The organism is Paraconexibacter sp. (assembly GCF_059438195.1).
Genome location: NZ_JBLKKY010000055.1, coordinates 19,930 through 29,767, shown reverse-complemented (window position 1 = coordinate 29,767; position 9,838 = coordinate 19,930). Strand labels below are relative to the sequence as shown.

Genomic DNA, 9,838 nt, shown 5'->3' with positions numbered 1-9,838 from the left:
CGCTCGTCGGCGCGGGCGTCGGCGTCGCGGTCGTCGCCTCCGACAGCGACGGGAGCGCGGTCGAGCTGCGCGACACGGTCGTCGACGACGTCGACCAGGGGCTCGAGGAGCTCCGCCGGCTCATCGACGACAACGTGCGCTGAGACCGGGGCCGGCGCCTCCTGCGGCGTCGTCTGGTCCGCCGCGGCGGCGAAGGAGGGGCGCCGGGCCGAGCGACGCCGTCAGGGCATCTCGCCGGCCCGCAGCCGCTCGGCCGTCTGCGGAAGCGTCCCGTCGAGGATCGCGGCCCGCAGGCGGGCCATGAGGCGCGCGAGGTACGCGAGGTTGTGGATCGTGAGGAGGCGCATGCCGGTGAGCTCGCGGGCCTTCAGGAGGTAGCGGAGGTAGCCACGTGAGAAGCCGAGGGCGCACGCCGGGCACGGGCATCCGTCGAGGAGCGGCGCGTCGGAGTCCTTGAAGCGGCCCGCGGTGAGGTCGACGCGCCAGCGGCGGTCCGGGTCGTTGATGACGGCGACGCCGTGCCGCCCGAGCCGGGTCGGCATCGCGCAGTCGAAGGTGTCGATGCCGAGCTCGACGCCGCGGATGAGGTCGTCGACCTCGCCGATCCCGAGCAGGTGCCGCGGTCGCGGGTCCTCCCCGCCGTCGAGCGCGCGGACCGCCCACTCGACGACCTCGTACATCTGGGGCTTCTCCGCGCCGAGGGAGCCGCCGATCGCGATGCCGCCGACCGGGCGCGCCGCGACCTCCTGCGTGCTCCCGACGCGGAGGTCCTCGTGGACCCCGCCCTGGACGATGCCGTAGACGAGCTGGTGCTCGGGGCCGTTCGCGTCGTGCCAGCGCAGGCAGCGGTCGAGCCAGCGGTGGGTGCGCTCGGTCGAGCGCGCCGTGTAGTCGCGGCTCACGTTGAACGGCGTGCACTCGTCGAACACGAGCGCGAGGTCGCTCCCGAGCGCCGCCTGGATCTCCATCGACGTCTCGGGGCCCATGAAGTGCTCGGAGCCGTCGATGTAGGAGCGGAAGCGGACGCCGTCCTCCTCGATGGCGAGGATCTTCCCCATCCGCTCCGAGCCCATCGGCGCCCGGCCCTTCACCTCGTCGGCGACCGTGCCGTGGCCCATGGAGAAGACCTGGAACCCGCCCGAGTCGGTGATGATCGGCGCCCGCCAGCCCATGAACTCGTGGAGACCTCCGAGGCCCGCGATCCGCTCGTGGCCGGGGTCGAGGTACAGGTGGAAGGTGTTCCCGAGGACGATGTCGTAGCCGAGCTCGGCGACCTCGTGCGGGAGGAGGCCCTTGATCGTCGCCTTCGTCGCGAGCGGGACGAAGGCGGGCGTGCGGATCTCGCCGTGCGCGGTGCGCAGGACGCCGGCGCGGGCGAGACCGGGCTCGGCGCGGCGGAGGATCTCGAGCGCGCTCACCGCGCGGAGACTACGACGCGGCGGCGCGGGCGGGCGGGCAGGTCACCGACGACCGCCGCCCGCGTGGGGACGCGGGCGGCGGGTCGGGGGAACGGGTCGGGGGACGCGGGACGCGAGGCTACGAGGCGGTGCCCTCGAGGGTGCGCGGCGCCTCGCCCGCGGTCGAGATCTGCACGCGGTGCGGCTTGCGCTCCTCGGGCTTCGGGATGCGGACGGTGAGGACGCCCTTGTCGAACGACGCCGAGACGTCGTCGGCGTTCACGCCCTCGGGGAGGGTGAGCGCCCGGTGGAACGCGCCGGTCGCGCGCTCGACGCGCAGCATGCCGGCCTTCTCGTCGCGCTTCTCGACCTTGCGCTCGCCGCGCACGGTGAGGACGCGGTCCTCCACCTCGATCTCGACGTCGCCGGGCTCGATGCCCGGCAGGTCCGCGGTGAGCTCGAAGTGGTCCTCGTGCTCGGCGAGATCCATCGCCGGCACCCAGCGGCGCATGTTGCCGCTGCCGGACGGCTGCTCGAAGAACGTCGAGAAGAGGCGGTTCATGTCGGACTGGAGCGCGGCCATGTCGCGCATGGGCTCCCAGCGGACGATGCTCATGTCAGGTGACCTCCATACGGACGGTGACGATGGTGAACCGTCGGCGTGCTACCGACACAGCAAGTATGAAATCTCAGTGGCTTGCTGTCAAGTTCTCTCACGGGGGCGCTGAGGCATCCCTCTCTCGCCGAGCAGGAGTCGACGCCCCCGCACCGGAGCAAGGGGGCACCGGGGTGAGCGCGGAGCGGGCGGAGGTGCGCGGCGTCAGCAGCCGGACGGGCGCTCGTCCGCGAGCTCGCCCCCGGGGACGGGCAGGACGCGGTCCCAGACATCGCCCAGCCGGTCGAGCTCGTCGTCGCCGAAGTGCCGCAGGAACCGACTGCGCACCCCCTCGAGATGCGTCCGGCGCGCCGCGGCGAGGGTGAGGACGCCCTCCTCCGTGAGGACGGCGAACGAGCCTCGGGCGTCGTCGCAGCACGCCTCACGCGCGAGGAGGCCGTCCTTCGCGAGACGGTCGACGAGCCGGGTGAGGCCCGAGCGACTGAGGATCACCGAGTCGGCGAGGTCGCTCATCCGCATCCGCCGGCCGGGCGCGTCGTGGAGCACCATGAGGACCTCGTACTGCGTGAGCGAGAGGCCGTGGACGGCCTCGAGCTCGGCGTCGAGCGCCTTCGTGAGCGCGGCGTGGGCGCGCAGCAGCCCGCGCCAGGCGCGCAGCTCCCGGTCGTCGAGACGCGGGTCCTCTGCGGTCGTCGGTGCGGGTTCGGCGGGAAGGGCCATGGCTCGTCGCTCGCGCGAAGAGATTGCGCGTGCAACGGACCGTAGCACCGGGTAGGGCTGCACAGCACCCCGCGCGACGTCATTGCACGCACAACCGTCTGATATAGTTGTGTCTGCAACTACTTTCCCAGAGAGACGAGGACCCCGCCCATGCCGAAGATCGCCGTCATCCACTACTCCTCCACCGGCAACGTCCACAAGCTCGCCGAGGCCCTCGCCGCGGGCGCCGAGGAGACCGGCGCCGAGGTGCGCCTGCGGCGCGTCGCCGAGCTCGCCCCCGAAGAGGTCGTCCGCTCCCAGGACGCGTGGCGCGAGCACCACGAGAAGGTCACGGCCACCCTGCCCGAGGCGACGCTCGAGGACCTCGAGTGGGCCGACGGGTTCGCCTTCGGCTCCCCCACGCGCTTCGGTCTCCCTGCCGCCCAGCTCAAGCAGTTCCTCGACACCACCGGGCCGCTGTGGGCGCAGGGCAAGCTCGCGGACAAGGTCGCGACGACCTTCACGAGCGCGCAGAACACCCACGGCGGCCAGGAGTCGACGATCCTCGCGATCAACAACGTCCTCTACCACTGGGGCGCGATCATCGTCCCGCCCGGCTACACGGACCCCCTCCTCTACGAGTCCGGCGGCAACCCGTACGGCACGAGCTTCGTCTCGGGCGCAGAGAGCTCGATGACCGACGAGGCGCTCGCCGCCGCGCGGTACCAGGGCCGCCGGCTCGCCGAGTTCGCCGGGCGCCTCGCGACCGTCGCCGCCTGAGGGCCCTGATGACGCTCCAGGGCCTCCACCACGTCACGGCGATCACCGGCGACGCCCCTCGCAACGTCGACTTCTACGTCCGGGTCCTCGGGCTGCGGATGGTGAAGAAGACCGTCAACTTCGACGCGCCGGAGGTCTACCACCTCTACTACGGCGACGAGACCGGCGCGCCCGGCTCGATCATGACCTTCTTCGAGTTCTCCGGGGCGGCCCGGGGGACGGCCGGGGACGGCATGGTCCACACGGTCCTCTGGCGGGTCGCGGACGCCGCGGCGATCGACGCGTGGGAGACGCGCCTGGCCGCCGAGGGCGTCGAGGCGGTGCGCCTCGCGCCGGACCGCCTGCGGTTCGCCGATCCCGAGGGCCTCGCGTCCGAGCTCGTCGCGGCCGGCGTGCCCGACGCGCCACTCGTCGCCGAAGCACCGGGGATCGCGCCGGAGCACACGATCCGCGGCTTCCACGGGGTGCGGGCGTTCGCGTCGGCCCCCGAGGCGAGCACGGACCTCCTCCGCGCGCTCGGGTTCGAGCGCCGCGAGGACGGCGTCTGGGTGTCCGGCGCCGGGACGCCGCGCCACGCCGAGCTGCACCACGACACGCCGCCCGCGGGTGGACAGCGCCGAGAAGGTGCGGGGACGGTCCATCACGTCGCGTGGTCGGCGGCGGACGACGCCGAGCTCGAGGCCCTCCGCGGAGTCGTCGGCGGCGCCGGCGGCCGGCCGACGCCGATCATCGACCGCCAGTACTTCCACTCCGTGTACTTCCGCGAGCCCTCCGGCGTCCTCTTCGAGCTCGCGAGCCGGGACATCGGGTTCGCGGTGGACGAGCCGCTCGAGTCCCTCGGGACCGGTCTCCGGCTGCCCCCGCAGCACGAGCCGCTCCGCGCACGGCTCGAGGAGCGGCTCACGCCGCTGCCCGACCCGAGGGCGACGGCGTGACCCCTCCTCGGCATCCGGGCCCGCTGCCGCGCGTCGTCCGCCCCGCCGAGGACGACGCGGCGGGCACGCTCGTCCTCCTCCACGGCCGCGGCGCCGACGAGAACGACCTCGCGCCGCTCTTCGACGTGCTCGACCCCGACCGGCGGCTGCGCGGCATCACGGTGGGCGCGCCGCTCGCCCTCGGCATGGGCCGGCACTGGTACGTCGTCCCGCGGGTCGGGTTCCCGGACCGCGACACGTTCCACGGCTCCTACGGCGAGCTCGCGTCGGTCCTCGACGACGAGCTCGGCCTCGACTGGTCGCGCACCGTCGTGGGCGGCTTCTCGCAGGGCTCGGTGATGTCGTACGCCCTCGGCCTGGGACCGGGCCGTCCGCGCCCGGCGGGCATCTTGGCGATGAGCGGCTTCATCCCGACCGTCGAGGGCTGGGAGCCCGAGCTCGCCGGTCGTGAGGGCCTGCCCGTCCTCGTCGCGCACGGGACGATGGACCCGGTCATCGGCGTCGACTTCGGTCGCGACGCCCGTGACCGCCTCGACGCGGCGGGCCTCGACGTCAGGTTCCACGAGACGCCCGTCTCGCACGCGATCGACCCGGGCATCGTCCCGGTCGCGCAGGCGTGGCTCGAGGAGACGCTCATCGCGCCCAGAGCAGCGTGAGAGGACCATGAGGAGCGTGCCTCGGACACGCCGAAGCGGAACTTCAGGCCGTATCGTGCGTTTTTCCGGGTGAGGCGCCGTTCCGACAGGCCCTCGCGCACCCCGTCCCGCACTCTCCCCCGATCCCAGGAGGCCGCTCGCTCCGTGCGACCGACGATCCCCCTCGCCGTGCTCCTCTCGCTCGCCGTCGCCGCGCCCGCCGCGGCGGACACCCGGCAGACGACGTTCTTCGAGGCGCCTTCGGCGCTGCAGAACGCGAGCGAGCGCGAGGGCACGCTCGACGAGATCGCCGACCTCGGCTCCGACGGCATCCGGGTCCTCCTCAACTGGAACCGCGTCGCGCCCGATCCGGCGTCGCAGTCGCGTCCCACGAACTTCGACCCCTCGAACCCGGACGCCTACGGTGCGGGCTGGGCGGCGTACGACGCGATCATCATGGGCGCTCGACGTCGAGGGCTCGACGTCCTCGTGACGATCACCGGCGGCGCGCCGGTGTGGGCGACCGCCTCGCGAGAGGACACGGTGACCCGTCCTGACCCGGACGAGTTCCAGCATTTCGTCACCGCCGCCGGCCGGCGCTACGGCGAGATCATCGACCAGTGGTCGATCTGGAACGAGCCGAACCAGCCGCAGTTCCTCCTCCCCCAGTTCGTCGACGGCGAGCCGCAGTCGCCGCGGATCTACCGGCGCCTCTACCTCGCCGCGAAGCGCGGCCTCAAGGCGTCCGGCAACGAGGACGACCGGGTCCTCGCCGCCGAGACCTCGCCGCGCGGCAACCCGCGGATCGTCGCGCCGCTCGCCTTCCTGCGCGGCTTCCTCTGCCTCGACGAGGACTACGACAAGTCGAAGGGCTGCGGGAAGATCGACGCCGAGGGCTGGGCGCACCACCCCTACTCGACCCGCCTCGGGCCGTACTTCGTCTCCGACAACAAGGACGACGTCACGATCGGGACGCTGCTGCGCCTCACCCGCGCCCTCGACCGGGCGGCGAAGGCAGGGGCGATCCGCAAGGGCATGCCGATCTACCTCACCGAGTTCGGCGTCCAGTCCCACCCCGACAAGCTCAGCGGCGTCCCGACCTCCGTCCAGGACGACTACCGCTCGATGAGCGAGTTCATCGCCTACCGGAACCCGCGCGTGAAGGGCTTCTCGCAGTACCTCATGAAGGACTCCGATCCGGAGCCGCCGAACGCCGCGAAGTTCAGCGGCTTCGAGTCCGGCCTGCGGACCTTCGACGGGGAGAAGAAGCCGGCCTACGAGGGCTTCCGCCTCGCGCTCGTCGCGGACCGCTACGCGAAGCGGCGCACGCGGCTCTGGGGCCTCGTCCGCCCCGCCGAGGGCAGGACGAAGGTGACGATCCGCTACGCGAACCGGGGCTCGTCGAAGTGGCGCGACCTCACGACGCTCACGACGGACAGCCGCGGGTACTTCTCGAACCGCCGCAAGGCCGACCCGCAGCGCCGGTACCGCGTCGAGTGGAAGGCGCCGGACGGCACGACGTACCTCGGCCCGGTGACGAAGTCCCGGGACGTCCCGCCCCGCGACCGCCGCTGAGCGGTTCGGCGTCCCTGGCCACCGCAGCGACCCTGGCTGCCGCCGCGTCCCTGGCTACCGCAGCGACCCTGGCTGCCGCCGTCAGCCGGCGCGGGTCGCCGGCGCGGGCGCGCCGAGCAGCGAGGCCAACGGGGTGTCCGGATCGGCGAGCGCCGCCCGGTCCGGCGAGAGGCCCTCGGTGATGGCCCGCTTGCTGAACATGAACTCCTTCGCCCGGTTGACGCAGTCGGCCGCGACGAGCCTGCCCTCCGAGAGGTAGAAGCAGGTGAAGCCGCGACCCGCGGTCGGGTCGCCGCGCAGGATCGTCTCGTCGTAGCCGGCGCAGAGGCCGGCGATCTGCAGCTTGACGTCGTACTGGTCGGACCAGAACCACGGCAGCGCGGAGATCGCCTTGTCCTCGCCGCAGATCGTCGCCGCCACGGTCTTGGCCTGCTCGACCGCGCTCGACACGCACTCGAGACGCACGCGGCGACCCTCGCGAGCGTCGGGGTAGCTGGCGCAGTCCCCGGCCGCGAAGATGCGGGGATCGTCCGTGCGCCCGTGCTCGTCGATGACGATGCCGTCGTCCACGGCGAGCCCGGCATCCTGCGCCAGCTCGACGTTCGGCGCGACGCCGACGCCGACGACGACGAGATCGGCGGGGATCGAGGTGCCGTCGTCGAGACGGACGCCGCTCACGCGTCCGTCGCCTTCGAGCGCCGTCACGCCCACGCCGACCCGGACGTCGACGCCCTCCTCCCGGTGCACGCGCTCGTAGAACGCCGAGACCTCCGGGGCCGTGACGCGCTGCAGCACGCGGTCGGCCACCTCGAGCACGGTGACGGCGACGCCCAGCTTGCGCAGCGACGCCGCCGCCTCCAGGCCGATGTAGCCGCCGCCGACGATGACCGCGTGACGCGCGGTCGCGAGGTCGGCCCGGATCGCCTCCGTGTCCGCGGCATCGCGCAGGACGTGCACGCCCGCGAGGTCCGCACCGGGGACGTTCAGCCGGCGCGGCCGAGCCCCCGTGCACAGGACGAGCGCGTCGTAGCCCACCGTGTCCCCGTCGCCGAGAACCACGGTCCCGGCCGCGCGATCGATCCCGGTGACGCGGGCCTGGCGGAAGGCGACCTGCTGCTTCTCGTAGAAGTCCGGCTTGCGGATGAGCAGGTCCGCGAGGCTCGTCTCGCCGGCGAGGAAGGCCTTCGACAGCGGCGGCCGCTGGTACGGGAGCGACGGCTCGTCGCCGATGAGCAGGATCTCGCCGGCCCAGCCGCTCTGGCGCAGGCTCGCGCACAGCTGCGCGCTCGCGTGGCTGGCGCCGACGACGACCACTCGGTCGGTTGCCATCGCTCCTCCTCCTCGTCGCCGGCGCCCGGACTCAGGCGGCCGACGTCTCCTCGGTGCGATCGGCGTCCTCCGCGACGCCCTCCTTGGGCGTGAGCCGGACGATCATCTTCTGGTAGCCCTTCACGAAGTTGGACTGGACGTACTCGGGCTCGTCGACGACGTCGATCCGCTCGAACCGGGCGAGGAGCTCCTCCCACAGGATCCGCAGCTGCATCTCGGCGAGGCGGTTGCCCATGCACCGGTGCACGCCGAAGCCGAACGACATGTGGTTGCGCGCGTTCTTGCGGTCGATGATGAGCGCGTCCGCGTTCTCGAAGACGCTCTCGTCGCGGTTGCCGGAGGCGTACCACATGACGATCTGGTCGCCCTTGCGGATGAACTGACCACCGAGGTGGACGTCCTCCTTGGCGACACGGCGCATGTAGGCGAGCGGCGTCTGCCACCGGATGATCTCGGCGACCATGTTCGGGATGAGCGACGGGTCGGCCTTCAGCTTCTCGAACTCGTCCGGGAACTGGTTGAGGGCGTAGACGCCGCCGGACATCGAGTTCCGCGTGGTGTCGTTCCCGCCCACGATGAGCAGCGTGAGGTTGCCGAGGAACTCGTAGGGCCGCTTGATGAGGTCCTTCGTCTCCTCCGAGGTCTGCATGAGGGTGATGAGGTCGAACCCGTCCGGCTCGCCGGCGGCGCGGCGCGCCGCCTTGTCGTGCCACAGCTCGGTGAAGCTCTGCGCCGCCTCCTGCGCGGCCGTGAAGAACTCGTCCTGGTGCGTCGTGCCGCCGGTGCCCTCGGCCGTCCCGCTGATGGCGTCCGACCAGTAGGTGAGCTTGCGCCGCTGCTCGTACGGGAAGTCGAGCAGGGTGGCGAGCATCCGACCCGTGAGCTCGATCGAGACCCGGTCGACCCAGTCGAACGGCTCGCCCGTCGGCAGGTCGTCGAGGACCTCCTGCGTCCGCTCGCGGATGAGCCCTTCCATCTCCTTGAGGTTCCGCGGCGCGACGACGCCCTGGACGGCCTTGCGCTGCACGTCGTGCCGGGGCGGGTCCATCGCGATGAACATCTCGACGTCGAGCGGCGGAGGCCCGAGGACGATGTGCGGCTCGGCCGAGAACCGCTTCGTGTCCTTGTCGATCGCCTGGATGTCCGCGTAGCGCGTGATCGACCAGAACGGCCCGAACGGGCTGTTCGGCTGGTAGTGCACCGGCGCCTCCTCGCGGAGCCGCGCGAAGTACGGGTACCACTGGCCCTGCCGGTTCATGAACGGGTTGCTCACGTCGATCTCGGTGAGCGGCACGTCGGCCGGGTCCGGGATCGGCTCCTCCGTGAAGACGAGCGGCTTGCTCATGCCCGCGAGGCGCTTCGCCTTCTCCGCGAGGTGCGCGGCCTGCACCTGCCGGTCGACGGGGAAGCTCGCCTGCACCTTCGTGGTGATCTTGGCCTTGGCCCGGTCGAGGACGCTGTCGGTGGTCGTCATGGTTCTCGTCTTCCGCTTGTCGTCGAAGGGGTGGGCTCTACATCTGGTACTCGGGGAGGTGGACCTTGAGGCCGTCGAGGTTCGCAGCCGCCCTCATCTGACACGCGAGGCGCGAGTTCGCGACGCACTCGGGGGACATCTCGACCATCTCGCTCTCCTCCTGGGAGCGCGTCCCGACCGTGGCGATCCAGGCGTCGTCGACGATGACGTGGCACGTCCCGCACGAGGCCTCGCCGCCGCAGTCGCCGTCGATGCCGGGGACGCCGTTGCTCGTCGCGAGCTGCATGAGCGACTCGCCGTCGACGAGGTCGACGTCGTGAGAGGTGCCGTCGTGTTCGACGAAGGTGATGGTTCCCATGGCATGACCATATGCCGAGGATTGACATGATGTCAAGTGG

The 9,838-nt window shown here is 71.9% G+C and carries 10 protein-coding genes; 4 read left to right on the top strand and 6 right to left on the bottom strand.

Translation table 11 applies throughout. The features are described 5' to 3' along the window. Positions 1-221: 221 nt before the first annotated feature. The 3 genes from tgt to ACME2J_RS16765 all read right to left on the bottom strand — a co-directional run bounded on the left by tgt (position 222) and on the right by ACME2J_RS16765 (position 2,733). Positions 222-1,418: a tRNA guanosine(34) transglycosylase Tgt gene (tgt, locus tag ACME2J_RS16775; protein WP_495546083.1), complete on the bottom strand. Its 1,197-nt coding sequence runs from the start codon at positions 1,416-1,418 to the stop codon at positions 222-224. A 118-nt stretch (positions 1,419-1,536) separates the two neighbouring features. Beyond that, positions 1,537-2,013 (bottom strand): Hsp20/alpha crystallin family protein, encoded by a 477-nt coding sequence (locus tag ACME2J_RS16770; RefSeq protein ID WP_495546082.1) that lies wholly within the window; start codon positions 2,011-2,013, stop codon positions 1,537-1,539. A 204-nt stretch (positions 2,014-2,217) separates the two neighbouring features. Then, positions 2,218-2,733: a MarR family winged helix-turn-helix transcriptional regulator gene (locus ACME2J_RS16765; protein WP_495546081.1), complete on the bottom strand. Its 516-nt coding sequence runs from the start codon at positions 2,731-2,733 to the stop codon at positions 2,218-2,220. Positions 2,734-2,883: 150 nt separating this feature from the next. On the opposite strand from ACME2J_RS16765, the gene wrbA reads away from it, so the two are divergent. The 4 genes from wrbA (at position 2,884) to ACME2J_RS16745 (ending at position 6,637) form a co-directional block, all read left to right on the top strand. After that, the gene (wrbA, locus tag ACME2J_RS16760; RefSeq protein WP_495546080.1) at positions 2,884-3,492 is read left to right on the top strand and encodes an NAD(P)H:quinone oxidoreductase; all 609 of its coding nucleotides are present in this window, start codon (positions 2,884-2,886) and stop codon (positions 3,490-3,492) included. An 8-nt stretch (positions 3,493-3,500) separates the two neighbouring features. Next, complete coding sequence (locus tag ACME2J_RS16755) at positions 3,501-4,427, top strand: VOC family protein (protein WP_495546079.1); 927 nt, start codon at positions 3,501-3,503, stop codon at positions 4,425-4,427. Continuing rightward, the gene (locus ACME2J_RS16750) at positions 4,424-5,083 is read left to right on the top strand and encodes an alpha/beta hydrolase (RefSeq protein WP_495546078.1); all 660 of its coding nucleotides are present in this window, start codon (positions 4,424-4,426) and stop codon (positions 5,081-5,083) included. Before ACME2J_RS16755 ends, ACME2J_RS16750 begins: the two co-directional genes overlap by 4 nt. Positions 5,084-5,227: 144 nt before the next feature. Further along, on the top strand, positions 5,228-6,637 hold the full coding sequence (locus ACME2J_RS16745) for a hypothetical protein (RefSeq protein WP_495546077.1): 1,410 nt from the start codon (positions 5,228-5,230) through the stop codon (positions 6,635-6,637). Positions 6,638-6,718: 81 nt separating this feature from the next. Here ACME2J_RS16745 and ACME2J_RS16740 read toward each other — a convergent pair whose 3' ends face one another. Genes ACME2J_RS16740 through ACME2J_RS16730 form a run of 3 tightly spaced genes read right to left on the bottom strand, consistent with a single transcriptional unit; the run spans position 6,719 to position 9,798 of the window. After that, the gene (locus ACME2J_RS16740) at positions 6,719-7,966 is read right to left on the bottom strand and encodes an NAD(P)/FAD-dependent oxidoreductase (protein ID WP_495546076.1); all 1,248 of its coding nucleotides are present in this window, start codon (positions 7,964-7,966) and stop codon (positions 6,719-6,721) included. Positions 7,967-7,997: 31 nt separating this feature from the next. Further along, the gene (locus ACME2J_RS16735; RefSeq protein WP_495546075.1) at positions 7,998-9,440 is read right to left on the bottom strand and encodes a cytochrome P450; all 1,443 of its coding nucleotides are present in this window, start codon (positions 9,438-9,440) and stop codon (positions 7,998-8,000) included. Positions 9,441-9,477: 37 nt separating this feature from the next. Beyond that, positions 9,478-9,798: a 2Fe-2S iron-sulfur cluster-binding protein gene (locus ACME2J_RS16730; protein WP_495546074.1), complete on the bottom strand. Its 321-nt coding sequence runs from the start codon at positions 9,796-9,798 to the stop codon at positions 9,478-9,480. Between the last annotated feature and the right edge of the window lie 40 nt (positions 9,799-9,838).

Excerpts from the sequence above, each read along its gene's own strand:
- ACME2J_RS16770 (WP_495546082.1), bottom strand. The coding sequence starts at position 2,013 with ATGAGCATCGTCCGCTGGGAGCCCATGCGCGACATGGCCGCGCTCCAG.
- ACME2J_RS16765 (WP_495546081.1), bottom strand. The coding sequence starts at position 2,733 with ATGGCCCTTCCCGCCGAACCCGCACCGACGACCGCAGAGGACCCGCGT.
- wrbA (WP_495546080.1), top strand. The coding sequence starts at position 2,884 with ATGCCGAAGATCGCCGTCATCCACTACTCCTCCACCGGCAACGTCCAC.
- ACME2J_RS16755 (WP_495546079.1), top strand. The coding sequence starts at position 3,501 with ATGACGCTCCAGGGCCTCCACCACGTCACGGCGATCACCGGCGACGCC.
- ACME2J_RS16740 (WP_495546076.1), bottom strand. The coding sequence starts at position 7,966 with ATGGCAACCGACCGAGTGGTCGTCGTCGGCGCCAGCCACGCGAGCGCG.
- ACME2J_RS16735 (WP_495546075.1), bottom strand. The coding sequence starts at position 9,440 with ATGACGACCACCGACAGCGTCCTCGACCGGGCCAAGGCCAAGATCACC.
- ACME2J_RS16730 (WP_495546074.1), bottom strand. The coding sequence starts at position 9,798 with ATGGGAACCATCACCTTCGTCGAACACGACGGCACCTCTCACGACGTC.